General features: G+C 54.6%; 20 protein-coding genes, 3 pseudogenes and 1 other annotated feature. Of the genes and pseudogenes, 15 read left to right on the forward strand and 8 right to left on the reverse strand.

Features of this window, described 5'->3' with window-relative positions:
- The first annotated feature begins 134 nt into the window (after window positions 1-134).
- On the forward strand, window positions 135-2063 hold the full coding sequence (sltY, locus tag AU509_RS07790) for a murein transglycosylase (RefSeq protein ID WP_094118067.1): 1929 nt from the start codon (window positions 135-137) through the stop codon (window positions 2061-2063).
- A 131-nt stretch (window positions 2064-2194) separates the two neighbouring features.
- Window positions 2195-2521: a trp operon repressor gene (gene trpR, locus AU509_RS07795; protein ID WP_094118068.1), complete on the forward strand. Its 327-nt coding sequence runs from the start codon at window positions 2195-2197 to the stop codon at window positions 2519-2521.
- Window positions 2522-2542: 21 nt separating this feature from the next.
- Here trpR and yjjX read toward each other — a convergent pair.
- Window positions 2543-3075: pseudogene (gene yjjX / locus AU509_RS07800) on the reverse strand (inosine/xanthosine triphosphatase).
- A 51-nt stretch (window positions 3076-3126) separates the two neighbouring features.
- On the opposite strand from yjjX, the gene gpmB reads away from it, so the two are divergent.
- Complete coding sequence (gene gpmB / locus AU509_RS07805) at window positions 3127-3777, forward strand: 2,3-diphosphoglycerate-dependent phosphoglycerate mutase GpmB (protein WP_094118069.1); 651 nt, start codon at window positions 3127-3129, stop codon at window positions 3775-3777.
- On the opposite strand, the gene robA is transcribed toward gpmB, so the two are convergent.
- The gene (gene robA / locus AU509_RS07810) at window positions 3774-4643 is read right to left on the reverse strand and encodes an MDR efflux pump AcrAB transcriptional activator RobA (RefSeq protein WP_094118070.1); all 870 of its coding nucleotides are present in this window, start codon (window positions 4641-4643) and stop codon (window positions 3774-3776) included. The two genes, gpmB and robA, sit on opposite strands and share 4 nt — an antisense overlap.
- A 208-nt stretch (window positions 4644-4851) precedes the next feature.
- On the opposite strand from robA, the gene creA reads away from it, so the two are divergent.
- Window positions 4852-5331: a protein CreA gene (creA, locus tag AU509_RS07815; RefSeq protein ID WP_094118071.1), complete on the forward strand. Its 480-nt coding sequence runs from the start codon at window positions 4852-4854 to the stop codon at window positions 5329-5331.
- Window positions 5332-5382: 51 nt separating this feature from the next.
- Here the strand turns inward: creA and arcA are convergent, their stop codons facing one another.
- Window positions 5383-6099 (reverse strand): two-component system response regulator ArcA, encoded by a 717-nt coding sequence (gene arcA / locus AU509_RS07820; protein WP_026739041.1) that lies wholly within the window; start codon window positions 6097-6099, stop codon window positions 5383-5385.
- Between the two features lie 784 nt (window positions 6100-6883).
- Between arcA and AU509_RS07825 the strand changes: the two genes are divergently transcribed.
- The 5 genes from AU509_RS07825 to thrC all read left to right on the forward strand — a co-directional run bounded on the left by AU509_RS07825 (window position 6884) and on the right by thrC (window position 12681).
- On the forward strand, window positions 6884-7585 hold the full coding sequence (locus AU509_RS07825) for a tRNA/rRNA methyltransferase (RefSeq protein ID WP_094118072.1): 702 nt from the start codon (window positions 6884-6886) through the stop codon (window positions 7583-7585).
- A gap of 198 nt (window positions 7586-7783) precedes the next feature.
- A complete protein-coding gene (thrL, locus tag AU509_RS19055; RefSeq protein ID WP_072000207.1) occupies window positions 7784-7855 on the forward strand; it encodes a thr operon leader peptide in 72 nt (23 codons plus the stop codon).
- Window positions 7791-7909 (forward strand) — a sequence feature (Thr leader region). (Overlaps the previous gene by 65 nt.)
- Window positions 7910-7996: 87 nt before the next feature.
- Complete coding sequence (thrA, locus tag AU509_RS07835; RefSeq protein WP_094118074.1) at window positions 7997-10456, forward strand: bifunctional aspartate kinase/homoserine dehydrogenase I; 2460 nt, start codon at window positions 7997-7999, stop codon at window positions 10454-10456.
- A gap of 2 nt (window positions 10457-10458) precedes the next feature.
- Complete coding sequence (thrB, locus tag AU509_RS07840) at window positions 10459-11388, forward strand: homoserine kinase (protein WP_094118075.1); 930 nt, start codon at window positions 10459-10461, stop codon at window positions 11386-11388.
- A gap of 3 nt (window positions 11389-11391) precedes the next feature.
- Window positions 11392-12681 carry a threonine synthase gene (gene thrC / locus AU509_RS07845; protein ID WP_094118076.1) on the forward strand — a complete coding sequence of 430 codons (1290 nt, stop codon included), beginning with the start codon at window positions 11392-11394 and terminating at the stop codon, window positions 12679-12681.
- Window positions 12682-12751: 70 nt separating this feature from the next.
- On the opposite strand, the gene galK is transcribed toward thrC, so the two are convergent.
- On the reverse strand, window positions 12752-13918 hold the full coding sequence (gene galK / locus AU509_RS07850; protein ID WP_094118077.1) for a galactokinase: 1167 nt from the start codon (window positions 13916-13918) through the stop codon (window positions 12752-12754).
- 9 nt (window positions 13919-13927) lie between these two features.
- Complete coding sequence (locus tag AU509_RS07855) at window positions 13928-14971, reverse strand: UDP-glucose--hexose-1-phosphate uridylyltransferase (RefSeq protein ID WP_094118078.1); 1044 nt, start codon at window positions 14969-14971, stop codon at window positions 13928-13930.
- Window positions 14972-15384: 413 nt separating this feature from the next.
- Between AU509_RS07855 and galR the strand changes: the two genes are divergently transcribed.
- On the forward strand, window positions 15385-16395 hold the full coding sequence (galR, locus tag AU509_RS07860; protein WP_094118079.1) for an HTH-type transcriptional regulator GalR: 1011 nt from the start codon (window positions 15385-15387) through the stop codon (window positions 16393-16395).
- A gap of 108 nt (window positions 16396-16503) precedes the next feature.
- Here galR and AU509_RS07865 read toward each other — a convergent pair.
- Window positions 16504-17391, reverse strand: a pseudogene (locus tag AU509_RS07865) (alpha/beta fold hydrolase).
- Window positions 17392-17479: 88 nt separating this feature from the next.
- Between AU509_RS07865 and AU509_RS07870 the strand changes: the two are divergent.
- Window positions 17480-18061, forward strand: coding sequence for a CGNR zinc finger domain-containing protein (locus AU509_RS07870; protein WP_094118080.1), 582 nt, complete (start codon window positions 17480-17482; stop codon window positions 18059-18061).
- A 175-nt stretch (window positions 18062-18236) separates the two neighbouring features.
- Here the strand turns inward: AU509_RS07870 and yaaA are convergent, their stop codons facing one another.
- Window positions 18237-19013 carry a peroxide stress protein YaaA gene (gene yaaA, locus AU509_RS07875; protein ID WP_085651785.1) on the reverse strand — a complete coding sequence of 259 codons (777 nt, stop codon included), beginning with the start codon at window positions 19011-19013 and terminating at the stop codon, window positions 18237-18239.
- A gap of 338 nt (window positions 19014-19351) precedes the next feature.
- Here yaaA and tal point away from each other — a divergent pair, with 338 nt between their 5' ends.
- Window positions 19352-20305, forward strand: coding sequence for a transaldolase (gene tal / locus AU509_RS07880; protein WP_094118115.1), 954 nt, complete (start codon window positions 19352-19354; stop codon window positions 20303-20305).
- Between the two features lie 50 nt (window positions 20306-20355).
- Here tal and AU509_RS07885 read toward each other — a convergent pair whose 3' ends face one another.
- Window positions 20356-21441, reverse strand: a complete 1086-nt coding sequence (locus AU509_RS07885) for a GGDEF domain-containing protein (protein WP_099045372.1) — start codon at window positions 21439-21441, stop codon at window positions 20356-20358.
- A gap of 361 nt (window positions 21442-21802) precedes the next feature.
- Between AU509_RS07885 and mog the strand changes: the two genes are divergently transcribed.
- The 3 genes and pseudogenes from mog to dnaK all read left to right on the forward strand — a co-directional run bounded on the left by mog (window position 21803) and on the right by dnaK (window position 26109).
- Window positions 21803-22390 (forward strand): molybdopterin adenylyltransferase, encoded by a 588-nt coding sequence (gene mog, locus AU509_RS07890; protein WP_085651786.1) that lies wholly within the window; start codon window positions 21803-21805, stop codon window positions 22388-22390.
- 120 nt (window positions 22391-22510) lie between these two features.
- Window positions 22511-23847 (forward strand): annotated as a pseudogene (locus AU509_RS07895) (MFS transporter).
- A gap of 345 nt (window positions 23848-24192) precedes the next feature.
- A complete protein-coding gene (gene dnaK / locus AU509_RS07900; protein WP_094118081.1) occupies window positions 24193-26109 on the forward strand; it encodes a molecular chaperone DnaK in 1917 nt (638 codons plus the stop codon).
- Window positions 26110-26138: the final 29 nt, after the last annotated feature.

The following is a 26138-nucleotide window of genomic DNA, read 5'->3' on the forward strand; positions in this document are numbered from 1 at the left end:
TATCGTTGTCTGACTGGATGTGCCACACTAAGTTGAAGTGGGAAGCATGACAGCTTTTTGGGCAGGATCACCGTTGCTTGGAGCATTGGCACCTGCGGGCAGATAAAACGATAACGAATGAGGTCAGCGTAGTGATGTTCAAAGCGGTTTATTGGCGCTATGCCTTGGTGGCAGTTTCTCTGGCCGGAGTCTCGATTGCCGCGCAGGCCGACTCTATTACCGAACAACGTGAACATTATCAGCAGGTTAAAGCCGCCTGGGATGCGAACCAGATGGACACCGTGGCGCAGTTGATGCCAACCTTGCGGGATTATCCGCTTTACCCCTATTTGGAATATCGTTCTTTGACGCAGGATCTTTCGCAACTGACCAGCATTCAGGCGAAACAGTTCATTACGTCGCATCCCACACTTCCTGTTTCTCATAATTTGCAGACCAGCTTCATTAACGAGCTGGCACGGCGTCAGGACTGGAGAGGATTGCTGGCGTTCAGCCCGACCATACCCAAGCCGATGGCTGCCCGTTGCAACTACCTCTATGCCAAGTGGATCACCGGGCAGCGTCAGGGAATATGGGAACAGAATCGCGATATCTGGCTGAATGGTCGCTCGCTGCCGGCAAGCTGCGACAACCTGCTGACGTCCTGGCAGCAGTCAGGAATTTTGACGTCTTCATTGATACTTGAACGCATTCTTCTGGCAATGGATTCGGGCAGCAGCGGTTTAGTGACGCATCTGGTACGACAACTGCCGCAGGATTATCAGACCATCGCAGATGCGTTAAGCACGCTGCAGCGCGATCCGATGACGCTGGAGCACTTCGCCCGTACCGTCGGGCCGACCGACTTCAGCCGTAAAGTCACGCTGGCGGCGTTTACCCGTGTGGCTCGCCAGGACCCCGATGAGGCGCGCTCCATGCTGCCTGTGATTGCGCGTTTGCAGGGGATGGGCAGTCTCGAACGCAGCAAGATGGAAGAGGACGTCGTCTGGCGTCTAATGGGGAAAGAGATTTCCAGTGAGCAGGCGGAATGGCGCGATGCGGTAATACAGCGTAGTCAGTCCACCGCGCTGTTGGAGCGTCGCGTCCGTATGGCGTTGGGAGAGGGCGACCGACGTGGACTGGCGACATGGTTGGCGCGTTTGCCCGCCGAGGTATTGCAAAAAGACGAGTGGCGATACTGGCGAGCCATGCTGACAATTGAAAGCGGGCAGCGTGAGGAAGGCGAAGGGCAACTGCGTGAATTGATGAAAGCCCGCGGCTTTTATCCCATGATCGCGGCGCAGCAGCTCAAGGCTCAATATCCGCTGACGATTAAGGTGGCTGCCAAGCCCGACCGCACGGTGGCGCAACTCGCTGAAGTCGCGCGTATTCGTGAGCTGATGTACTGGCATATGGATAATCTGGCGCGAGCCGAGTGGTCAGGCTTGGTGGCGAGTCGCGAAAGGTTGCAGCAGGAGGCGCTGGCTCGATATTCCTTCGAGCAAGGCTGGTATGATCTTAGCGTGCAGGCCACGATCATCGGCAAAATGTGGGATAACCTGGAAGAGCGTTTCCCACTCGCCTGGAACGATGAATTCCGTCGTGCCACTCAGGGCAAAGAGATCTCTCAAAGCTATGCGATGGCGATAGCGCGTCAGGAAAGCGCGTGGAATTCTCAGGCGAAGTCCGCTGTAGGCGCATCAGGCCTGATGCAGCTAATGCCAGCGACGGCGCAGCATACCGCGGCAAAATTTAATGTCTCGAGTTATTCCAATAGTGCGCAGCTCATGGATCCGCAGACCAACATTGAATTGGGCACGCTCTATTTAGAGTATGTCTATCAGTCGTTTGGGCAAAACCGCATTCTGGCGTCTGCCGCATATAACGCTGGGCCATCACGGGTGAATACCTGGCTGAGGAACAGCAATGGTCGTATCGACGCTGTCGCTTTTGTCGAAAGCATACCGTTTTCGGAAACGCGGAATTACGTCAAAAATGTGCTGGCCTATGACGCGTATTATCGCTATTTCTTGAAACATAACTCGCCCGTGTTGATGGACAGTGAATGGCATCACCGTTATTAATCTGGGAGCCAGGTCGCCCGTATTACGGGCGGCTATGGCCTGACAGTGAACGGATATGCGCCTTAAGTGGTAAATTCGTTTCTTAAAACATGCTATGCTTGCGTACTAGTTTATTAGTATGGCAAAGAGCTATGACGACTCCATCTCCTCACGATCCCGCACTTTCGGAAGAAGACAATGAAAACTGGTCGTACTTTCTGGCGCTCATGCGTCAGTCGGTGAAGGACGATCTGGCGTTACCATTACTGCAACTGCTTTTGACGGCGGACGAACGTACAGCGCTTGGAACTCGGGTACGTATCATTCAGGAGTTGATGCGCGGTAACCTAAGTCAGCGAGAGCTAAAAAACGAATTAGGTGCCGGAATTGCGACGATCACGCGTGGGTCGAATAGTCTGAAGGCTGCGCCGCCCGATTTGAAAGTTTGGCTCGAGGCGCAGCTTCTGGAAAAAAAGTAGGGCAGTCTTAAAGGTTACGTTCTACGCCTTGGAAACGGCCTGTTGGAACAAGGTGTTTTGAAACGGCACCAGTGCCAGCAACAGGGCCTGATGATAAACGCTGGTTCGGGTCAGTTTACCGTTGGTGAATACGCCAATCGCGCCACCTTTTTGTTTCACGTTCTGAATACCGCTCAGGCGCGCCATTTCATCGCCTAGCTCGCGGCCTTCACGGATCCCCTGCAGGACCGCTTCAGGGAGCATTAGACTGGCGGAACGGGACTCTCCGCGAATTGTCGCGTTTTCGACAACCATCCAGGCAAAGGTCATGTTGTCTTCAATACCGGCCTCAACGCCGACCCAAAAATCGGCCTCGGGACGTACCTGTCGAGCCATCATTACGCGGTTTCTTGCCCCCGTACGTGTTTCTGTGGAACCTAAGGCTGTTGTGGAACGCCGCTGTCTACGTCGACTCCCTCAATGCGGCAATTTTCCGCACCAAAAACATCAGCAAATGCTAAAGTTACGGCGTTAATTTTTGCCGGGTTAGTCGTAGACGCTACAACGTAATACATAATGTTCTCTACTCTAGTCGTTAATTTGACGCAGTATAACGGAAAACAATCATGTTACAGGTATATCTTGTTCGCCACGGAGAGACCGAATGGAACGTGGCGCGGCGCATCCAGGGTCAATCAGATAGCAAGCTGACGTCGGCGGGGGAGCAACAGGCTCGTCGGGTGGCGGAACGGGTAAAACATCTGGGAATTACCCACATTATTGCCAGTGACCTGGGTCGGACGCGTCAAACGGCCGACATCATTTCAGAGGGCTGCGGCGGTTGTCCCATTCTGCTCGATCCCAACCTGCGTGAGCTCAACATGGGCGTTCTGGAAGAGCGTCTGATCGACTCGCTGAATAGCGAGGAAGAGGGATGGCGCAAGCAAATCGTGGATGGCACGCGGGAAGGTCGTATCCCTGAGGGGGAATCACTTTCAGAGCTGGCCGAACGGATGCACAAGGTGCTTGAGTTCTGCCTGACTCTGCCCCCGGGGAGCCGTCCGTTGCTGGTGAGTCACGGTATTGCGTTGGGCTGTTTGCTCGGAACGCTGCTGGGGTTACCTGCGTGGGCTGAGCGTCGCCTTCGTCTGCGTAATTGCTCACTGTCCCGTATCGACCATCAGCAGAGTCCGTGGCTGGCGTCTGGTTGGGTCGTCGAGACGGCCGGAGATGTATCCCATTTGGATTCTCCGGCACTGGACGAACTGCAGCGTTAGCGCAGCACCGGGATGAAGTATTCGCAGCGGATGACTGCTGGTGGCTCATCCTGCTTGACTCCCCCAGACAGATTAAACCGCTCGATGTCGCAACCTTTGCGTCGGGTCAGCTTGAAGGTCGGCAGGCATGTGTCATACAGACTGACAATAAAGTCCTGCAGCTCATCCTTCGGGCCTTCATAGTTGAACTTTGCATACTCACCGCCCGGCAGGGTGATGGGGTCGCCCGGTGCAGTGCCTTCCGGCACGTTATCGGGCTCCATCGCCGTGGTATAGAGCACTTCATGCTCGTCATCTTTTTCTTTGCTCGGCCGAGAGTGCGCCAATCCATACAACAGGTTGGGAATTTGCTTGGCGTCGCCAAGATACTGGCGCCAGAAATGCACCCGAAGTTCCATACGGAAATGACACAACTGTTCCAACGTACCGCTGTAAGTTTGCGTCACGCCAACCAGTTTTAATTCTGGCAGTGTGATGAACTCTGGCTGAGGCATAGTAAAAGCGCCCAGTCGGATGGGAGCCTGAATGCCGTGAGTGTTCCAGTCATCCGAGCGACGGTATGACGCGGGCGTTTGGGAAAACTGTTTCTTGAACGCGCGAGTGAAGGTTTGCTGAGAATCAAAGCGATACTGTAGAGCAATATCCAGAATGGGCCGACTTGTGAGGCATAGCGCCACGGCGGCTTTGGTCAGGCGTCTGGCCCGGATATAAGAACCGATGGCATGGCCTGTGACGTCCTTGAACATTCTCTGTAGATGCCATTTCGAATAACCCGCTTTTGCTGCGACTTTATCCAGCGACAGAGGCTGGTCCAGATGACCTTCCAGCCAGTTAAGCAGGTCATGTATGATACTGGCTTGATCCATAGCTCGTCCTCATAGAACACTCAGAGCGTTAAAGGTTATAAGACCTTGCATGATAGCAACTTTTTTCACCTACGACTGCCTGGAATTTCAGGTAAAACCTCAATGGCGCTCGTCGGTAGAGTGAGACCTCGCTACCGATGGGGGAAAAGTTTTCTTTGTCAGCTTTTACACGTCATGAGTGATGGCCACATATCAGGAAAATTGCAGAATGTTTAAAAAATCATTGTTGAGTCTTGGGCTCTTTCTAAGCGTTGCGGTTTCAGCGAGTGCTGAAGAGGTGGGCTCCGTCGATACGGTATTTAAGCTGTTTGGCCCCGACCATAAAATTGTGGTGGAGGCTTTTGACGACCCGGATGTCGCCAACGTCACGTGCTATTTGAGCCGGGCGAAAACGGGCGGCATCAAAGGGGGATTGGGGCTGGCTGAAGATACGGCGGATGCGGCTATCTCCTGTCAACAGGTGGGGCCGATCACGCTCAGTGAGAAAATCGCGAAGAGTAAAGGAAAGGGGAACGTTGTTTTTCAACAGCGCACATCGTTGATTTTCAAAAAGTTACAGGTGGTGAGGTTTTACGATGAGAAACGTAATGCGTTGATCTATCTGACTTACTCTGACCGCGTTATCGACGGTTCGCCCAAAAATGCGCTCAGCGCGGTGCCTATCATGGCATGGGGAACAACGCAGTAATGCAGTAGAGCGGGGCAAACCGGAGATTGACGCTCCGGTCTGCCCTATCGATCACTCTTCCAGATCGCCACAGAAGCGGTAACCCTCGCCATGGATGGTGGCGATGATTTCCGGCGTATCGGCGGTGGATTCAAAGTGTTTACGGATGCGGCGGATAGTCACGTCGACTGTACGGTCATGTGGCTTCAGCTCGCGGCCGGTCATTTTCTTCAACAGTTCTGCACGGGACTGAATTTTCCCCGGGTTTTCGCAGAAATGCAGCATGGCGCGGAATTCGCTGCGCGGCAGCTTGTACTGCTCGCCGTTAGGGCTGATCAGCGAGCGGCTGTTGATGTCCAGTTCCCAGCCGTTGAAACGATAGCTTTCAACCAGACGGCGTTCTTCGGTGCCTCCGCCCAAATTCATGGTGCGTGACAGCAGGTTGCGTGCCCGGATAGTCAGTTCGCGCGGGTTGAATGGCTTGGTGATGTAGTCATCAGCGCCAATTTCCAGGCCCAGAATCTTGTCGACTTCGTTGTCACGGCCTGTGAGGAACATCAGCGCTACGCTGGCTTGTTCACGCAGCTCGCGTGCCAACAGCAGGCCGTTTTTACCTGGCAGATTAATATCCATAATCACGAGGTTGATATCGTTCTCGGACAGGATCTGATGCATTTCAGCACCATCGGTGGCTTCGTGAACGATATATCCCTCAGCCTCGAAAATGCTTTTGAGGGTATTGCGAGTGACTAACTCGTCTTCGACAATGAGAATGTGCGGGGTCTGCATGTTTGCTACCTAAAATTGCCAACTGATAATTTGAGAAGTACAAAAGTCTGGGTTCTTCAGGCGCTCTAGAAATAATGTTCACCGTCTCACGCGCCAACTGACTCAAGTACGTAAATGCGTTTCGATGCACTTTTCCTCACCCGCAAAGTGTTTTAATGGCTGGTGAGAGGAGGCGCTAAACTCGGCCTCAAGTTTTAAAAGTGGCGCACAGTTTAACCTTATTAACAGCAACATAACAGTAAGCACTGATTTCGCCAGCCAGCAAATTTACGGTTCTGTTGACATATATCAAATTTGATTGTAGCACGTTAAAAATTTTGTGAAAAACAGATATAAAATTGTCAATTGAAATCACATTTTCGCGGCTTGTTGAATCGATTTAACCTATAAATTGTGTGGTTTTTTGGCATAAACAACACCAAGAATGACTGTAATAGGGTGATACAAATGGTTTTTTATTTTGGGCACTTTCTTTAAGTCGATTAACTGCGTCATCTGGGCAGCAAAAATAAATAAGCCAACTATTGTTGCTTTTATGTTTCGATAATGTTTGATTTCTAATTTTACCCCACTTTATTTCTCCGCTTCTGACACCGTTTTTGTTGAGAGCACAATTTTTCCTTCTTTTTACCGTATTTAGCTGGCGCCTTTCAGCGGGGTATTCGCCATGCCTTTGTCATCGCCATTAGGCTATCCGTGGTAAATTGTCTCCCCCATCGCGTTACACGATTTAGCGTGAAAGGGAGGACGTTTTTTTTGCGATGCAGGATCTCAAGAGGCAGTCATGCAGTTTTATATTATTTTGGTGGCTCCGGCGCGGGCTGAGAACGTGGGCGCGGCGGCGAGAGCGATGAAAACCATGGGGTTCACCCGGCTGCGCATCGTCGATAGCCATGCGCATCTGGAGCCCGCCGCACGGTGGGTCGCTCATGGCTCTGGGGATATCCTGGACGGCGTTAAAACCTTTAGCTCGCTCGCCGACGCAGTGGCTGACATTGATTTTACCGTTGCCACCACGGCGCGCAGCCGCGCCCGTTTTCACTATTACTGCACGCCGACCGAATTGCAGGGGGTGATGGAAGAGAAGCGCAGTTGGGTTTCTTCCGCCGCGCTGGTGTTTGGTCGTGAAGACTCCGGGCTGACCAATGAGGAGCTGGCGCTGGCCGATGTCCTGACCGGCGTGCCGATGCAGGCGGACTATCCTTCCTTAAACCTGGGACAGGCGGTCATGGTGTACTGCCATCAGCTGTCGTCGCTGATGAATGTGCAGCGGGAGAATGCGCCGGTAGCGCAAGCGGGGCAGTTGAACGCGCTGCGCCAGCGTATGGATCGCTTGCTGGTGGATATCGGGGCGGAACAGGATGCCAAACTCAAGGATTGGCTGCATCAGCGTTTAGGCATGCTCGAACAGCGGGACACCGCAATGCTGCATATGCTGCTGCATGACATCGAAAAAGCCCTCTCGAAAGAAAATCAGGGGAAATGAGTTTTTTGAAGTCAAATATAAGACTTGGTTATTTTTCATAAATCAATCTGTGGCGGTTTGTAAATTTACTGGTTTATCTGTCTGTCTGGCGATGTGGGGAACAGGGGCGAAAAATCAGAAATCCATTGACTTAGCGGTGTGATTGCCCTAACTAATAGGGCCAGAAAAAGTTTATTACGAACGAGACACGACTATTCCATGCGTCCATTTAGCCTGATCACCACGATTATTATTACCATCACCGATACGATGTATTGCGGTGCGGGCTGACGCGTAAAGAAGAATCCAAAAAGGCCCGCACTTCACAGTGCGGGTTTTTTTTTATGGCAGGCGAAATCCTGCCTGCCACAAGCGGCAATCAAGAATGCAGTAAGCGTTTTTGTTGACGGAAATTCAGGAGAACAGATAAAAATGCGAGTGTTGAAATTTGGCGGGACTTCGGTGGCAAATGCGGAACGGTTTGTTCGCGTTGCCGACATTATTGAAAGTAATGCACGGCAGGGACAGGTTGCCACCGTCTTGTCCGCCCCGGCAAAAATTACCAACCATCTGGTTGCGATGATCGAAAAAACCGTTGCCGGACACGACACTGAGACGCATTTTAACGAAGCACTGACGATTTTCTCTTCGCTGTTGTCCGGATTGGAAAAAGTGCAGCCGGGTTTCCCTTACGCCCGTTTGAACACGCTGCTCGATCAGGAATTCGCACTCATCAAGCAGGTACTTCATGGTATCTCCCTTCTGGGCCAGTGCCCGGACAGCGTGAACGCCGCCATGATTTGCCGCGGTGAAAAATTGTCCATCGCGATCATGGAAGGTTTGTTCCAGGCGCGCGGCTATCAGGTTTCGGTCATTAATCCGGTCGAAAAACTGTTGGCGCAGGGACACTATCTTGAGTCCACCGTCGATATCGCCGAGTCCACCCGCCGCATCAACGAACAGGCTATTCCCAAAGAGGACGTAATCCTGATGGCGGGCTTTACCGCCGGTAACGAGAAGGGTGAACTGGTGGTGCTGGGCCGCAACGGCTCGGATTACTCCGCCGCCGTGCTGGCCGCTTGCCTGCGCGCGGAATGTTGCGAAATCTGGACTGATGTCGACGGCGTTTACACCTGCGACCCGCGTCAGGTTCCGGACGCGAGGTTACTGAAGTCCATGTCGTATCAGGAGGCCATGGAGCTCTCCTACTTCGGCGCCAAAGTTCTCCACCCTCGCACCATCGCCCCCATCGCTCAGTTCCAGATCCCCTGCCTTATCAAAAACACGGAAAACCCCAAAGCGCCCGGCACCTTGATCGGACTCGACAGCTCCGACAAACAGTATCCCGTGAAGGGCATCACCAACCTCAGCAATATGGCGATGATTAACGTCTCAGGCCCGGGGATGAAAGGCATGATCGGGATGGCGGCCCGCGTATTCGCAGCCATGTCCCGCTCCGGGATATCCGTCGTGCTGATTACTCAGTCCTCTTCCGAATACAGCATTAGCTTCTGCGTTTCTCAGAATGAACTGCGTCACGCGTGCAAAACGCTGGAAAGCGAATTCTATCTGGAGCTGAAAGAGGGTGTGCTTGACCCGCTGGATGTGATTCAGCGACTGGCGATCATCTCTGTGGTCGGCGACGGTATGCGCACGCTGCGCGGCCTGTCGGCGCGTCTGTTCACCGCGCTGGCCAGCGCGAACATCAACATCGTCGCCATTGCGCAGGGGTCGTCCGAACGCTCCATCTCCGTTGTGGTGAACAACGATGTCGCCACCACCGGCGTGCGCGTGGCTCATCAGATGCTGTTCAACACCGAACAGGTGATCGATGTCTTCGTGATTGGCGTCGGCGGCGTCGGCGGCGCTCTGCTGGAACAGATTCATCGTCAGCAGCCTTGGCTCAAGCAGAAACATATCGACCTGCGCGTGTGCGGCATCGCCAACTCCAAAGCGCTGTTGACGAACATCAACGGTATCTCGATGGACAACTGGCGCGAAGATCTGGCGAAAGCCCGCGAGCCGTTCAATCTGGAAACGCTGAGCCGTCTGGTGAAAGAGTACCACTTGCTGAACCCGGTTATCGTGGACTGCACCTCCAATCAGGCTGTGGCCGATCAGTATGTGGATTTCCTGAAAGACGGTTTCCACGTCGTCACGCCGAACAAGAAAGCGAACACCGGCAGCCTGAACTATTACCATCAGCTGCGTGATGCGGCGGCCGCCTCTCGCCGCAAGTTCCTGTACGACACTAACGTGGGCGCGGGTCTGCCCGTGATTGAAAACATGCAGAACCTGCTTAATGCGGGCGATGAACTGGTTCAATTCAACGGGATTCTGTCCGGTTCGCTGTCCTTTATCTTCGGCAAGCTGGATGAGGGCATGACGCTGTCGCAGGCAACCCTGCTGGCGAAAGAAAAAGGGTATACCGAGCCGGATCCTCGTGACGATCTGTCCGGTATGGACGTTGCGCGTAAATTGCTGATTCTGGCGCGCGAAGCGGGCTATGAGCTGGAGCTGGACAACATTCTGGTCGAATCCGTATTGCCGGACAGCTTCGATGCGTCTGGCGATGTGGCGACCTTCATGTCCCGCCTGCCGGAACTGGACGGCGAATTTGAACGTCGGGTAGAGCAAGCGCGTGACGAGGGGAAAGTACTGCGTTATATCGGTATGATTGAAGACGGTCAGTGCAAAGTCGCCATCAGTGCGGTGGGCGGCAATGATCCGTTGTTCAAGGTTAAAGACGGTGAGAACGCCCTGGCCTTTTACAGCCGCTATTATCAGCCTCTGCCGCTGGTGCTGCGCGGTTATGGCGCGGGAAATGACGTGACGGCGGCGGGCGTGTTTGCCGATCTGTTACGTACCTTGTCATGGAAGGTGGGAGTGTAATCATGGTCAGAATTTATGCACCGGCCTCCATCGGGAATGTGAGCGTTGGCTTTGACGTGCTGGGCGCGGCGGTTTCGCCGATAGATGGCTCTTTGCTGGGAGACTGCGTCTCCGTCAGCGTGGCTGATGAATTCAGCCTGAAGAATGAAGGGCGCTTCGTCGGCAAACTGCCGACTGAGGCCCGCGAGAACATCGTTTATCAGTGCTGGGAACGTTTCTGTCAGGAAATCGGTAAAACCGTACCTGTGGCGATGACGCTGGAAAAAAATATGCCTATCGGCTCCGGTCTGGGCTCAAGTGCCTGCTCCGTGGTCGCCGGGCTGATGGCGATGAATGAATTTTGCGGTAAACCGCTGGATGACAATCGTCTGCTGACGCTGATGGGCGAGCTGGAAGGCCGCATTTCGGGCAGCGTTCACTACGATAACGTCGCGCCGTGTTTTCTGGGCGGCATTCAGCTGATGGTGGAAGAATGCGGGATCGTCAGTCAACCCGTGCCGGGGTTTGACGATTGGCTGTGGGTCATGGCTTATCCGGGCATCAAAGTGTCGACCGCCGAAGCGCGGGCGATTCTGCCTGATAGTTACAGCCGCCAGGACTGTATCCGTCACGGCCGCTACCTGTCCGGTTTTATTCACGCATGTCATACCGGCCAGGCTGAACTGGCGGCGACGCTGATGCACGATGTGATTGCGGAACCTTACCGCACCCAACTGCTGCCCGGTTTTGCCGAGGCACGGCAGGCGGCGCAGGAAATCGGCGCGCTTGCGACCGGGATTTCCGGTTCCGGTCCGACGCTCTTCTCAGTCTGCAACGATAAAGCGGTCGCGGAGCGTCTGGCGGACTGGCTGCGGGTAAACTATCTGCAAAATGACGAAGGTTTTGTTCATATTTGCCGTCTGGATACGTCCGGCGCGCGACAATTGGGATAACGCATGAAACTGTACAATCTGAAAGATCATAACGAACAGGTCGATTTCGCTCAGGCGATACGACAGGGATTGGGAAGCCAGCAAGGTCTGTTTTTCCCGCTGGATCTGCCGGAGTTTGATCTGACGGCGATCGATGAGCTGCTGGAGCAGGACTTCGTGACCCGCAGCAGCCGTATTCTGTCAGCCTTTATCGGTGACGAGCTGCCGCCTGAAACGGTCTACCAGCGGGTCAAAGCGGCGTTCGCTTTCCCTGCACCGGTCGTCCCGGTGAGCGACGATATCGCGGCGCTGGAGTTGTTCCACGGTCCGACGCTGGCCTTTAAAGACTTCGGCGGCCGCTTCATGGCGCAGATGCTGGCGGAAGTCGCCGGCGATCAGCAGATCACCATTCTGACCGCAACCTCCGGCGATACCGGTGCCGCAGTGGCGCATGCGTTCTACGGTCTGGAAAACGTACGCGTGGTTATCCTTTATCCACGCGGCAAAATTAGCCCGCTGCAGGAAAAACTGTTCTGTACGCTGGGCGGCAACATCCATACCATCGCCGTCGACAGCGATTTCGATGCCTGTCAGGCACTGGTGAAACAGGCGTTCGATGATCAGGAGCTGAAAGATACGATCGGTCTGAACTCAGCCAACTCCATCAACATCAGCCGCCTGCTGGCGCAGATCTGCTACTACTTCGAAGCTGTGGCGCAGCTGCCTCAGGAAGCGCGCAATCAGCTGGTGGTATCTGTACCAAGCGGCAACTTCGGCGATCTGACCGCGGGTTTGCTCGCCAAATCACTGGGCCTGCCGGTCAAACGTTTCATCGCCGCGACCAATGCGAACGACACCGTGCCGCGCTTCTTGCAGAACGGCGCATGGCAGCCTAAACAGACGGTCGCTACGCTGTCGAACGCAATGGATGTCAGCCAGCCGAACAACTGGCCGCGCGTTGAAGAGCTGTATCGCCGTAAAAACTGGCAGTTGAACACGCTGGGCTTTGGTGCGGTCAGCGACGAGACCACCAAAGAGACGATGCACGAGCTGGAAGCGCTGGGTTATACCTCTGAGCCTCATGCGGCCATCGCCTACCGTCTGCTGCGCGATCAGCTGCAGCCGGGCGAGTTCGGCCTGTTCCTGGGAACGGCGCATCCGGCGAAGTTCAAAGAGAGCGTGGAAGAGATTCTGGGTAAACCGCTGGAACTGCCGGCCGCCCTGGCTGAGCGCGCCGATCTGGAGCTGCTGTCTCACCACTTCGGTCCTGATTTCGCCCAGTTGCGCAAGTTCCTGATGGAACTGCCGCGTTAAACCACATCGCGATCCGTGAGGGGCTCCTTCTCCTCACGGCTCTGGCGATCGTCCGGCGGCGTTGCAGGCCTTAGACCAGCAAACTCGCGCCGTTGGACGGCTGGCTGATATACAGCGTAGGTTGCAGACCGGTGAGACGCGGGTACTCCCGCTCAATCATCGCGCCGATGTCCTGCGTCATATCGACGGGAACCAACGCCACCACACAGCCTCCGAATCCGCCTCCCGTCATTCTCGCGCCTCCCCGATCGCCGACCTCATCCTGAATCAGCTTTGCCAACGCATCGACGGGCGGGACTGTGATTTCAAAGTCATCGCGCATAGAAAGGTGTGACTGCCTCATCAGCGTCGATAGTCTTGGCACATCGCCTGCGGTCAGCGCTTCGGCGGCGGACAGCGTACGGGCATTTTCCGTAATGACGTGACGCGCGCGGCGCGCGGCAATATCGTCCAGCCCGGCTTTTTCCTGCTCGAACTGTTCCAAAGAAACATCCCGCAGCGCGGCGACCCCAAAATGACGGGCCGCGGTTTCGCACTGCTGCCTGCGCAGGTTGTATTCGCTGTCCACCAGACCTCGATGGACGTTGGAATGGACGATCATGACGGCGATGTCGGCGGGCATTTTCACCAGAGAGTGATCCAGCGAGCGGCAGTCGATCAGCAGAGCATGACCTGCGCGGCCCAGCGCTGAGATGTACTGGTCCATAATGCCGCAGCTACAGCCGACGAAGTCGTTCTCTGCCTGCTGTCCGTTCAGCGCCAGCTCAAGCTGGCTGAGCGACAGCCCATTCAACGCTTTAAAGGTTTGACCGATGGCGACTTCCAGCGACGCGGAGGAGCTTAATCCCGCGCCGGTGGGAACGTTGCCGACGATGACCATATCCATCCCCGTCAGATTCACGCCGCGCAGCCGCAGGCATTTCACCGTACCGCGCACGTAATTGGCCCAGCCGAAGGTGGGATGCGGCACAATATCCTGCGTCAGATCGAACTCATCCCGCTGACGATCGTAATTAATGGCGACGACCCGGATGCGGCCATCATGACGCGGGCGGGCGGCGATCATGGTTTGATAGTCGATCGCGCAGGGCAGGACAAACCCCTCGTTATAGTCGGTGTGTTCGCCGATCAGATTGACGCGCCCAGGCGCCTGAATGAAGGCGGCCGGCGCGTAGCCGAAAGACTCTTGGAATACCGCGCCTGCGGTCATTTTCAAATGGGTGATACGAGTGGTCATCAGTCAGCCTCAGGCGTGTTCGCGAAAGTGAATGTCGCTGACCGCGCGCAGGCGTTCCGCCGCCTGCTCCGCTGTCAGATCGCGCTGGCTTTCCGCCAGCATTTCATAGCCCACCATGAATTTTCGGATACTGGCGGAGCGCAGCAGCGGCGGGTAGAAGTGAGCGTGCAACTGCCAGTGGTCGTGGCTTTCCGCCGTGAAGGGCGCGCCGTGCCAGCCCATTGAATAGGGAAATGAGCACTGGAACAGGTTGTCGTAGCGGCTGGTCAGTTTTTTCAGGGCGAGCGCCAGATCGTCGCGCTGTCGGTCGTTCAACTGCGGTAATCGCCGGACGGCGAATTTCGGCAGCAGCAGTGTTTCAAACGGCCACGACGCCCAGTATGGGACGACCGCCAGCCAGTATTCGGTTTCCACTACCGTTCGTTCTCCCGCCTGTTGTTCGCGCTGCATATAGTCGAGCAGCAGCGGGGTTCCGTACCGCGTCAGATAGTCGCGCTGCTGCTGGTCTTCAATCTTTGCCTCATTGGGCAGAAAATCATTGGCCCAGATCTGCCCGTGCGGATGCGGGTTGGAACATCCCATCATCGCGCCCTTATTTTCAAACACCTGCACCCAGGGATAGTGGGCACCCAGTTCTGCGGTCTGATCGCTCCAGGTATCAATCACGTCGCGCAGCGCGGGGAGGGAGAGCCGCGGGATCGTTTTGCTGTGATCAGGAGAGAAGCAGATCACCCGGCTCAGCCCACGGGCGTTGCTCATCTGAAAGAGCGGATCCTCGCTCGGCGAGACGTCCGGGGTGTCCGGTAGCAGCGCTGAAAAATCATTGGCGAAGACAAACGTGCCGTTGTAGTTGGGATTAATCTCTCCGGAAATACGACGATTGCCCGCACACAAATAACAGCTTGGATCGTGGGCGGGCGGCATCGTGAGATCGGGGCGATCCTGCTGCCCTTGCCAGGGCCGTTTGGCCCGATGCGGCGAGACCAGCACCCAGTCGCCCCTGAGCGGGTTGAAGCGTCTGTGTGGGTGTTCTGTGGGTTCAAACAACATCATGGACGACTCCTGTGTCATCACTGGGACCGATGCCCCGTGTTGCAAAGCGTTGATCCGCTTTTGGCTCGGGGAAAATTGATGAATTGTGTAATCAGTTACATTGCATTTTATATAGGAATGTGGCCTAAAGTTGGCATGTCATTGAATGATGAGCTGTTGTTTTCTTGATTTTTGTGTAACCGATTACCCTATTTAAACAGCGGCGGATCATTTTGTGAAGTGCCGATAGAGGCCAGGACCGTCACCACGATCGCGTAAACGCATCGCGTCTGCGTTAGGTGTTGTAGAAGGTCGCAGGCTCAGGGTGAAAGCGGTATATTGAGCGGCATGGCGAGCGCTGTGTGCCGCCCCGTAATAGGCAATGACGTCAATGTGCGTGCCGCTGCACGCCGTGACGTATACAGGAATGTGATATGGCTACCATAAAGGATGTTGCCCGTTTGGCGGGTGTCTCAGTTGCGACAGTGTCCCGTGTGATTAATGAATCGCCCAAGGCCAGCGTGGCCTCACGCGAGGCTGTGACTCAGGCGATGGCGGCGCTGCAGTATCATCCTAACGCCAATGCTCGCGCGCTGGCGCAGCAAAGCGCCGAGACGATGGGACTAGTGGTGGCGGATGTCTCCGACCCCTTTTTCGGCACTATGGTTAAAGCGGTGGAGCAGGTGGCTCAAAGCGCGAAAAAGTTCTTGCTGATCGGCAATGGTTATCATGATGCCGAACAGGAAAGACAGGCGATCGAACAGCTCATTCGCCATCGCTGTAGCGGTTTGGTGGTGCATGCGAAAATGATCGCCGACGATGAGCTCGGCATGCTGATGGACCATATTCCGCACATGGTGCTAATCAATCGGGTACTGAAAGGTTATGAACGACGTTGCATCGCGCTGGACGATCGTCAGGGCGCATTTTTATCCACACAGCATTTGATTCAGTCGGGCCATCGGCGCATTGGTTTTCTGTGTTCAAACCATCCTATTTCCGACTCAGCCGACCGTCTGCAAGGGTATAAAGAGGCGCTGGCTAAACATCAAATCGCCTACGATGAGCGGTTGGTGGCGAGTTCTACCCCGGACGAAGCGGGCGGCGAGATGGCGATGACGATCCTGTTGAGTCGCGGAGGCGATATGACCGCCGTGGCTTGTTACAACGATTCGATGGCGGCGGGCGCGCTGTCGGTGCTGGATGATAACGGCATCACGGTGCCGCAGGCGATGTCGCTGGTGGGATTCGACGATGTCCTGATCGCCCGTTATTTACGTCCTCGCCTCACCACGATCCACTATCCGGTTTCGGCGATGGCGGTACAGGCAGCGGAGCTGGCATTGGCGCTGTTCGAAGGTAGAGAACCCGCGGAGTCGACGCATCTGTTTCACCCCACGCTGGTGAGACGTCAATCGGTCGCAGGGCCGTCCGAGGCCCGCTGATGTCATCGGCTGTCCATGCGCGATAAAGGGAGGCGTCCTCTATCCCCGAGCGCTATACCGCGGCAGCCTCTTCATACCGATATGCGCTTCTGTGCGCTAAACGCCTTATTAGAGGTGTTGGTCCAGAAAGGCCCGGATGACCGGAATCATTTCCTGTCCATGCGTCTCCAGCGCAAAGTGGCCGGTATCGTAAAAACGGATGTCGGCAGTCGGAATATCGCGCTTCCAGGCCTCAGCGCCAGCAGGCAGAAAATAAGGGTCATTTTTGCCCCAGACGGCAAGCAGTGGGGGCTGCTTCTCGCGGAAGTAGGCTTGAAAACGCGGGTAACTCCGTACGTTAGACGCATAATCCAGCACCAGGTCAGAGCTGAATATCGGCATTACCCGGGCGTGATATGTGCAGCCCCTCTAACGTATAGCCATCCGGCGATACGAGGTCAGTATTCGGCACGCCTTCCAGATACTGCCATTTGACGGCGGCAGGCGTCGGAAAATCGCTCAACGCTGCGCGGTTTTCCGGCGTCGGCGAGTCCCAATACCTTCTGATGGCGTCCCAGCCTGAGCCAGACCTTCTTCGTACGCATTGCCATTCTGAGAAATAATCGCCGTAATCCGCTCCGGATGCGCCGCCGCCAGGCGCCAGCCGACCGGTGCGCCATAGTCATGCACCATGATCGCATAGCGCTCCAGCTTCAATTGCTCCGTGAATTGGCCGATCGTTTCCGCAATATTATCAAACTTATAGGCATACTCACCCCTCGCCGGTGCTTCGGTGAAGCCAAAGGACGGCAGGTCCGGCGCAATCACATGATATTTCTCCGCCAGCGCGGGGATGAGATCCCGGAACATATACGACGACGCGGCGAAGCCGTGCAGCAGGAGAACGCAGGGTGATGAGGGATTCCCCGCTTCTCGATAGAACATGTTGACCTGTCCCACCTGCTCATAGCGATAGTGGACCTGCGATGGTGCTTTCACGGTGCTGGTAGTATTCATCGCTTTTCCTTTGTAACCCTTAAAGTGGTAATTTGAAGGTTACTGATATCTCGTGTAACCTGTCAATTATTTTTTAAAGGTTACATTGATGACGACATCCTCTTCTTCGCAGCCCCACTTTCTCGCGAACCATCTGGTTCTGGACTTCATTAACAGCGCTTATGGCGTCGGTGAGGCGTTTCAGGACTGTCTGACCGATGATGCCAGCGTCGTCTCCTGGCTTAAGGCCGCCGGGCAACTTCCCGACGATTTTTCGGATATTCCGTCCGGCCTCGCTGAAAGGGCCAGAGCGTTAAGAGAGGCGGCAGGGCGGATGATTGCATCGGGCCGAGCCGGGGTGGCCTGTTGCCCGGATACGGTCAATCAGGTCTTGGATCAAGGACGGCCGACGAGACGTTTGGAGTGGGACGAACAGGCGTCAGCTTTCAAACTGATTGAGCGCCGCAGAGATGACCAGATTGATAGCTTGCTTGAACCGATAGCCTCAGCGCTGGCGGTGCTGCTGTCTGGAGAGTCGTTGAAGTATGTGCGCCGGTGCGAGGCTCACGACTGCACGCTGATGTTTCTGGACACCACAAAGTCGCATCGACGCCGCTGGTGCAGCATGGCGCTCTGCGGTAACCGAATGAAAGTGGCGGCGTTTCGCTCACGGAAACAAGATGTCAGATGAGCGGGTTTCGAGCCGTCACCTGAATCGCAGCCAGGTGACGGCATCAATAGAACATCAGCGCGGTGAAGGGGGATGTCGCCGAGCAGGCTAAACGAGTGAGGCCTCTGTATCGCCTTCCATACCTAGAGGCCGAACGGCAACGAAGCGTGAATCGTCGCCGTCGCTTCACTACGGCTCATACGCGTTCAGCGCGTTTGAATACCAGCTCGTCCGCTGACGATTCGGCGGCGGCGAAGCTATATCCCTCAAGGTCAAACCCTTTCAGCTGTTCCGGTTGCGTGAGCTGATTCTGGATAATGAAACGGCTCATCAGTCCACGGGCTTTTTTGGCATAGAAACTGATGACTTTGTATTTGCCGTTTTTCTCATCCAGAAAGACCGGCTTGATGATGCGCGCGTTTAGCGCCTTAGACTTCACCGACTTGAAGTATTCATCAGAAGCAAGGTTAATCAAGATGTCGTCACCCTGCGCTGCCAGCGCCTGATTCAGCGTGTGAGTGATGGTATCCCCCCAGAACTGGTACAGGTTATCTCCCGCCTGATTCTTGAGTTTGATCCCCATTTCCAGACGATAGGGCTGCATCAAGTCCAGCGGGCGCAGCACGCCGTACAGGCCTGAAAGAATACGCATGTGCTTCTGGGCGAATGAAAAATCACGATCGCTGAAATCCTCGGCCGCGAGGCCGGTATATACGTCGCCCTTAAATGCGAGCAGCGCCTGACGAGCGTTATCCGGCGTGAAGTGGGGCTGCCAGTCGTTGAAGCGCGCCGCGTTCAGCCCGGCGAGTTTGTCGCTGATGCCCATCAGCGAAGAGATCTCCGCAGGCGTCAGTTGTTTACAGCGTTCGATGAGCTGGGACGAGCGCTCCAGCAGTGCTGGCTGAGAGTGACGGTGAGTCGGGAGCGGGCTGGTGTAGTCCAGCGTTTTAGCCGGAGAGATCGTAATAAGCATGAGCGAGTTCCCTTTGATTTCGATGCGCAATTTTTATAGCACTAATGTAGCAAAAAACGGGCTAATACCGGGGAAGGAAAGGGCGATGGTTGCGACAGGGAAGGGTAATCGACGCGGTGGCCAGGAGATCTTTTTTCTCCTTCATATCCACATGAACAAAAATGTTATTGGCGGTGATTTTCGATTTTCTTATTGATTTTAAAAGTGAAAAACATAAAGAAAGCATGATGGCAGTGATTTGTCAGGCCATCTTGCGTGGGGTTTCGCGCATGCTATTATCAATTTCTGGCGACGGCACCCTGCCACCAGTTCATGTACTAACAATGAGAAAGGCCAACATGACGGATAAACTGACTTCCCTACGCCAATACACTACGGTAGTGGCTGATACCGGTGATATCGCGGCAATGAAACTGTACAAGCCGCAGGATGCCACGACTAACCCTTCTTTGATTCTGAATGCGGCCCAGATCCCGGAATATCGCAAACTGATTGATGACGCCGTGAACTGGGCGCGTCAGCAGAGCAACGATCCTGCTCAGCAGGTGACCGACGCCTCCGACAAACTGGCCGTGAATATCGGGCTGGAAATTTTGAAGCTGGTTCCCGGCCGTGTTTCCACCGAAGTGGATGCTCGCCTGTCCTATGACACCGACGCCAGCGTGGCGAAAGCGAAGCGCCTGATCAAACTCTACAACGATGCCGGGATCGACAATGATCGTATCCTGATCAAATTAGCCTCCACCTGGCAGGGCATCCGAGCAGCGGCGCAGCTGGAAAAGGAAGGCATCAACTGTAACCTGACTTTGCTGTTCTCCTTCGCTCAGGCCCGCGCCTGTGCGGAAGCGGGCGTGTATCTGATCTCCCCGTTCGTGGGCCGTATCCTTGACTGGCACAAAGCCAACGGCGAACAGCAGACGTTTGAACCACAGGAAGATCCGGGCGTTATCTCGGTGAGTGAAATTTACGATTACTACAAGTCTCACGGTTACGAGACGGTGGTCATGGGCGCAAGCTTCCGTAACAGCGGTGAAATTCTGGCGCTGGCGGGCTGCGACCGTCTGACTATCGCGCCGGCTCTGCTGAAAGAGCTGGCGGAAGCGAAAGGCAGCGTTGAACGCAAACTGTCTTACAGCGGCGATATCCAGGCGCGTCCTGCTCCGCTCATGGAGTCCGAGTTCTATTGGGAACACAACCAGGATCCGATGGCCGTCGATAAACTGGCGGAAGGGATCCGTAAGTTTGCCGTCGATCAGGGCAAACTGGAAAAAATGATTGCCGATCTGCTGTAAGGGCGGCAAAGACAGGAAGCATCGCCATACGGCCAGCCATCGCTGGCCGTTTATTTTTCAACGCGGTTACGGCTTTTCTTCGCAGCGTAGAGCTTGATATCGGCCCGATTGATCACTTGTTCCAGCGTCTCTTCGCCAGCCGCGTATTCCACTAAACCAATACTGACGGAAAGATGGCGTTTGGAGAGTTTGTCGTAGGTCATTTCGTGGATCGCAAGGCGGATGCGTTCCGAGACTCTGTAGGCGTTATCCAACGTCGTATTTGGTAATATCACGGCGAACTCGTCGCCTCCCAAACGTCCCAAGATGTCGCCTCTGCGGAAGTAGTGTCGGGTCACATCAGCAACATCCTTCAGCGTTTCATCCCCCGCGGCATGCCCCAGCGTATCATTAATTTTCTTGAAGTGATCGAGGTCGATCAGCAGGACGCACAGCGGTTGATGTTGCTGGGTGGCGTTGCGCATGACTTTGTTGGCGGCATGGTAAAAAGCATCTCTGCGCAGGCAACCGGTCAGATCGTCGAAGCGGGCGATGGCCGGTAGCTCAATCAGGTATTTTTTTATCAGCAGCGCCAGGAGGGTGCCAAGAAATGCGCCGAACAGGCTGATGCTCAGCAGCGCCACCAACGAACTGAGAGAGGAAAATACGGAACTGAAAATCGGCGGTCCACTCAACGTGGCGAACCGGATACGAATACCCACCAGGTCATCCGACGAAGACAGGAGAGGAAGCACGGACGTTAACTGATCTTTCTTATTCAGCTCCCCAACGGTAGGCAGCTTGCTCTGGCAGACGCGAGCGATCGACTTTTCGCTCATCGTGATATCGAATGACGACAGTCGGTGAATACACTCTTTAACGACATCGTTGCTGCGGAACGAGAGAATAATCACTCTTGAAAAGAGCGAATCGCCATTTTTATAGCTATGGTCGCTTTCTACGAGTGCATTACCATTATTGAATGATTCATAGATCTGAATGATATTATCGAAATAGCGTTTTTCTTCCTGCCAATTATTTCGCTGTGTGTTCAGCAGAATACAGGCAGTAATGACAAATGAGACTATACCAAACAGGACAAACGCGACCGGCGTATGCGACAAAATTTTTAATATATTGCGTTGAATTATATTCATTCAGACATCTTATTCGAATTAAATCATTCACCTAAAATATTTATGCAGGATAACCATAAGTAATACTGATGAAAAACAGGGTGACCAGAACCACGCACCAGCGCGGTATAGCAAAGGCACTATTTTGGCGATTTTATTCTCGGGTGTCAGCAGTTGACGATAATATATTATCGAATTCCTAAATTCGTTTTTATCCTGAGCGTTCACCCGCCTGCGCTTTCATTGTCGACAAAAATGAAAAGCAAAGAAGGCACAGCGGGATATTCTCTCGATTCGCCTCCAAATTTATTTCCGGAGGTGCTATTTACGTCGGCCTGATAAAATGGGCTTTCCGAGATAATTAGATAGGCACGAGGTCATTATGAACAGTCTGCGTATTGGATTAGTGTCGATTTCCGACAGAGCGTCCAGCGGCATTTATCAGGATAAGGGGATCCCTGCGTTGGAGACCTGGCTCTCACAAGCGCTGACGACGCCGTTCGAGATACAGTCGCGTCTGGTGCCCGATGAACAAGCGATGATCGAACAAACGCTGTGCGAGCTGGTGGATGAATTTGGCTGTCATCTGGTGCTGACTACCGGCGGTACCGGTCCGGCCCGACGTGACGTTACCCCTGATGCGACGCTGGCGGTCGCCGATCGTGAGATGCCGGGATTCGGCGAACAGATGCGTCAAATCAGCCTGCGATTTGTGCCGACGGCGATTTTGTCCCGTCAGGTGGGCGTGATTCGTAAACAGGCGTTGATTCTGAACTTGCCGGGCCAGCCCAAATCGATTCAAGAGACGCTAACCGGTCTGAAAGATGAGGCGGGGCAGGTGATCGTTCCCGGCATTTTCGCCAGCGTCCCCTACTGCATTCAGCTCCTGGAAGGGCCGTACGTTGAGACCGATCCCAACGTGGTTGCCGCTTTTCGTCCTAAAAGCGCGTTGCGCGAACTTCAAAACTGAAGTCGGCGTTCACGCGTCATAATATTTAGATTTGTCTGTCTGGCTGAAATTTGTCGGTATAGTCATGTTTTCGCAAGGATACTACAGCGCCCCGACTCAATGGCGCATAGCGCGGTCATTATGGATAACAAATCCCATCAGCAGTTGAATCGACAAGACTACAAAACCCTCTCTCTGGCGGCGCTGGGCGGCGCTCTGGAATTTTACGATTTCATCGTGTTCGTCTTCTTCGCGCCGGTGATCGGCCAACTTTTTTTCCCATCCGACAGCCTGAGTGGCTGCGTCAGCTGCAAACGTTCGGCATTTTCGCCGCAGGCTATCTGGCCCGACCGTTGGGCGGAATCGTCATGGCTCACTTCGGCGATCTGGTAGGGCGTAAAAAAATGTTCAGCCTGAGCATTTTGATGATGGCGCTGCCGACGCTGGGCATGGGACTGCTCCCTACCTACGCGACCATCGGAATAGCCGCCCCGTTGTTGCTATTGCTACTGCGTTTACTGCAGGGGGCGGCCATTGGCGGGGAAGTGCCCGGCGCTTGGGTCTTCGTTGCCGAACATGTGCCGGCGAAGCGTCTCGGCATTGCCTGCGGCATTCTCACGTCGGGTCTGACGCTGGGCATTTTGGTGGGGTCGATGCTGGCTACGCTGTTGAACATGCTGCTGTCCCAGGATCAAATTCTCTCCGGCGGTTGGCGTATCCCTTTTTTCATCGGCGGTCTGTTCGGCTTTATCGCGATGTATCTGCGGCGTTGGCTGAAAGAAACCCCCGTGTTCGTCGATATGCAGGCGCGTAAAGCGCTGGCGAAAGAACTTCCGCTCAAATCGGTCATTCAGGCGCACAAAAAGTCGGTCGTGCTATCGATGATGTTGACCTGGCTGCTGTCGGCGGGGGTGGTGGTGGTCGTGCTGATGTCGCCCACCTATCTGCAGAAGGTTTACGGCATCGCCCCTGCGCTGACCTTGCAGGCAAACAGTCTGGCGACCGTCATGCTGATGTTGGGCTGTATCGTTGCAGGCGGTATTGCGGACCGGCTGGGGGTGGGCAAAACGTTTATCGGCGGCAGTTTGCTGCTGGCCGCCAGCAGCGGATTCTTTTATACCCACGCGGCGGACAGCACGACAACCCTGTTTGTGAGCTATGCGCTGGCCGGTTTTAGCGTCGGTGTGACGGGATTAGTGCCGTGCGTGATGGTGCGGGCTTTCCCGCCCGTCGTGCGATTTTCCGGTATTTCATTATCCTACAATATCGCCTACGCAATCTTTGGCGGACTCACGCCGGTTTTGGTGACATTTTTGATGACATTGACGCCGTTGGCGCCCGCGTATTACGTCTTGTTCTTGTCGTTAGGCGGCGTCCTGATGGGCGGCTATCTCATACGTTATCTGCTCGAAAAAGAGCAGGGTGATGTGTCCTCTGAAAGTGAAGCGTCCCCTTCCTCCTTCTCCGGGCGCGGGTAAAACGCCCCCTCTTGGCTTAACCCGCATCGTCGACGCCCATTGGTCCTATCTCTGACGGGGAATCCCTCCCCGTCGGCGACAACATCGCGGGCAAAAAGGGTTCATGCGGGGTATAAGAAGCCGGCTGAGCGCCTTTCTTCTGTACACAGAAAAAGCAAAATAGCAAAAGAATGGTTTTTTTTACCCAGTAGCCCTTGATGCTGGCATTGTCGTCCCCATCTATGAGTCATCAGAACAGTTTGACCGAACACGGCATAGTATGGCGAGGAGTTGAAAACTCATTTGCCGCCCACATAGTAGGTTGAACGATACAACCGAATATGACTTTTTAGTGGAGATGTTTAGATGGGTAAGATCATTGGTATCGACTTGGGTACAACCAACTCTTGTGTTGCGATTATGGATGGTACGAAGGTTAAGGTACTGGAAAACAGCGAGGGCGATCGCACCACGCCTTCCATCATTGCTTATACGCAAGACGGTGAAACTCTGGTTGGCCAACCGGCTAAACGTCAGGCGGTGACCAACCCGAAAAACACGCTGTTTGCTATCAAGCGTCTGATTGGTCGTCGTTTCCAGGACGAAGAAGTTCAGCGTGACGCCAACATCATGCCGTACAAAATCATCGGTGCTGACAACGGCGATGCTTGGCTGGAAGTGAAAGACCAGAAACTGGCTCCGCCGCAGATTTCCGCCGAAGTTCTGAAGAAGATGAAGAAAACGGCTGAAGATTACCTGGGCGAAGCCGTCACTGAAGCGGTTATCACCGTACCGGCATACTTCAATGATGCTCAGCGTCAGGCCACCAAAGACGCCGGCCGTATCGCGGGTCTGGAAGTCAAACGTATCATCAACGAACCGACCGCGGCTGCCCTGGCCTACGGCCTGGATAAAGAAGTCGGCAACCGTACTATCGCGGTTTACGACCTGGGTGGTGGTACGTTCGATATCTCCATCATCGAAATCGATGAAGTGGAAGGCGAAAAAACCTTCGAAGTATTGGCAACCAATGGTGATACCCACCTGGGTGGTGAAGACTTCGACAGCCGTCTGATCAACTACCTGGTTGACGAGTTCAAGAAAGAGCAGAACTTCGATCTGCGTAACGATCCGCTGGCAATGCAGCGTCTGAAAGAAGCGGCAGAAAAAGCGAAAATCGAACTGTCTTCCGCGCAGCAGACCGACGTTAACCTGCCGTACATCACGGCTGACGCTTCTGGCCCGAAACACCTGAACATCAAAGTGACTCGCGCCAAACTGGAATCTCTGGTTGAAGAACTGGTCACCCGCTCTCTGGAGCCGCTGAAAGTCGCGCTGCAGGATGCGAAACTGTCCGTATCCGACATCAACGATGTCATCCTGGTCGGTGGTCAGACGCGTATGCCAATGGTTCAGAAGAAAGTCGCTGACTTCTTCGGCAAAGAGCCGCGTAAAGACGTTAACCCGGACGAAGCCGTGGCTATCGGTGCTGCCGTACAGGGCGGCGTACTGTCTGGCGATGTCAAAGACGTACTGCTGCTGGACGTTACCCCGCTGTCTCTGGGTATCGAAACCATGGGCGGCGTGATGACGGCGCTGATTGCCAAGAACACCACGATCCCGACCAAACACAGCCAGGTATTCTCCACCGCGGAAGACAATCAGTCCGCAGTGACGATCCACGTGCTGCAGGGCGAGCGTAAACGCGCTCAGGACAACAAATCTTTGGGGCAGTTTAACCTGGACGGCATTCAGCCGGCTCAGCGTGGCATGCCGCAGATCGAAGTCACCTTCGACATTGATGCCGACGGTATCCTGCACGTGTCTGCGAAAGATAAGAACAGCGGTCGCGAACAGAACATCACCATCAAGGCGTCTTCCGGTCTGAACGAAGACGAAATCCAGAAGATGGTGCGTGAAGCCGAAGCGAATGCTGAATCTGACCGTAAGTTCGAAGAGCTGGTTCAGACTCGTAACCAGGGCGACCACCTGCTGCACAGCACGCGTAAGCAGCTGGAAGAACTGGGCGACAAACTGGCCGCTGACGACAAAACGGCGATCGAAGACGCGCTGAAAGCGCTGGAAGCGTCTCTGAAGTCTGAAGATAAAGCGGACATCGAAGCGAAAATCCAGGCGCTGGCTGAAGCATCGACCAAACTGCTGGAAGCTTCTCAGCAGCAGCAGGCTCAGCCGGAAGCGGGCGCCGCTGGCGGCGAAAGCGCTGACCGTAAAGACGACGATGTCGTTGATGCGGAATTCGAAGAAGTCAAAGACAAAAAATAATCGCCCTTGAGCGGGCGCGGCAGCGGTAA

The sequence above is a fragment of the Lonsdalea britannica genome (genome assembly GCF_002111595.1).
In the GTDB taxonomy this organism is placed as follows: domain Bacteria; phylum Pseudomonadota; class Gammaproteobacteria; order Enterobacterales; family Enterobacteriaceae; genus Lonsdalea; species Lonsdalea britannica.

What these genes read in the sequence shown, in the direction of transcription:
- sltY (WP_094118067.1), top strand. Translation starts at nt 135, where the DNA reads ATGTTCAAAGCGGTTTATTGGCGCTATGCCTTGGTGGCAGTTTCTCTG.
- trpR (WP_094118068.1), top strand. Translation starts at nt 2,195, where the DNA reads ATGACGACTCCATCTCCTCACGATCCCGCACTTTCGGAAGAAGACAAT.
- gpmB (WP_094118069.1), top strand. Translation starts at nt 3,127, where the DNA reads ATGTTACAGGTATATCTTGTTCGCCACGGAGAGACCGAATGGAACGTG.
- robA (WP_094118070.1), bottom strand. Translation starts at nt 4,643, where the DNA reads ATGGATCAAGCCAGTATCATACATGACCTGCTTAACTGGCTGGAAGGT.
- creA (WP_094118071.1), top strand. Translation starts at nt 4,852, where the DNA reads ATGTTTAAAAAATCATTGTTGAGTCTTGGGCTCTTTCTAAGCGTTGCG.
- arcA (WP_026739041.1), bottom strand. Translation starts at nt 6,099, where the DNA reads ATGCAGACCCCGCACATTCTCATTGTCGAAGACGAGTTAGTCACTCGC.
- AU509_RS07825 (WP_094118072.1), top strand. Translation starts at nt 6,884, where the DNA reads ATGCAGTTTTATATTATTTTGGTGGCTCCGGCGCGGGCTGAGAACGTG.
- thrA (WP_094118074.1), top strand. Translation starts at nt 7,997, where the DNA reads ATGCGAGTGTTGAAATTTGGCGGGACTTCGGTGGCAAATGCGGAACGG.
- thrB (WP_094118075.1), top strand. Translation starts at nt 10,459, where the DNA reads ATGGTCAGAATTTATGCACCGGCCTCCATCGGGAATGTGAGCGTTGGC.
- thrC (WP_094118076.1), top strand. Translation starts at nt 11,392, where the DNA reads ATGAAACTGTACAATCTGAAAGATCATAACGAACAGGTCGATTTCGCT.
- galK (WP_094118077.1), bottom strand. Translation starts at nt 13,918, where the DNA reads ATGACCACTCGTATCACCCATTTGAAAATGACCGCAGGCGCGGTATTC.
- AU509_RS07855 (WP_094118078.1), bottom strand. Translation starts at nt 14,971, where the DNA reads ATGATGTTGTTTGAACCCACAGAACACCCACACAGACGCTTCAACCCG.
- galR (WP_094118079.1), top strand. Translation starts at nt 15,385, where the DNA reads ATGGCTACCATAAAGGATGTTGCCCGTTTGGCGGGTGTCTCAGTTGCG.
- AU509_RS07870 (WP_094118080.1), top strand. Translation starts at nt 17,480, where the DNA reads ATGACGACATCCTCTTCTTCGCAGCCCCACTTTCTCGCGAACCATCTG.
- yaaA (WP_085651785.1), bottom strand. Translation starts at nt 19,013, where the DNA reads ATGCTTATTACGATCTCTCCGGCTAAAACGCTGGACTACACCAGCCCG.
- tal (WP_094118115.1), top strand. Translation starts at nt 19,352, where the DNA reads ATGACGGATAAACTGACTTCCCTACGCCAATACACTACGGTAGTGGCT.
- AU509_RS07885 (WP_099045372.1), bottom strand. Translation starts at nt 21,441, where the DNA reads ATGAATATAATTCAACGCAATATATTAAAAATTTTGTCGCATACGCCG.
- mog (WP_085651786.1), top strand. Translation starts at nt 21,803, where the DNA reads ATGAACAGTCTGCGTATTGGATTAGTGTCGATTTCCGACAGAGCGTCC.
- dnaK (WP_094118081.1), top strand. Translation starts at nt 24,193, where the DNA reads ATGGGTAAGATCATTGGTATCGACTTGGGTACAACCAACTCTTGTGTT.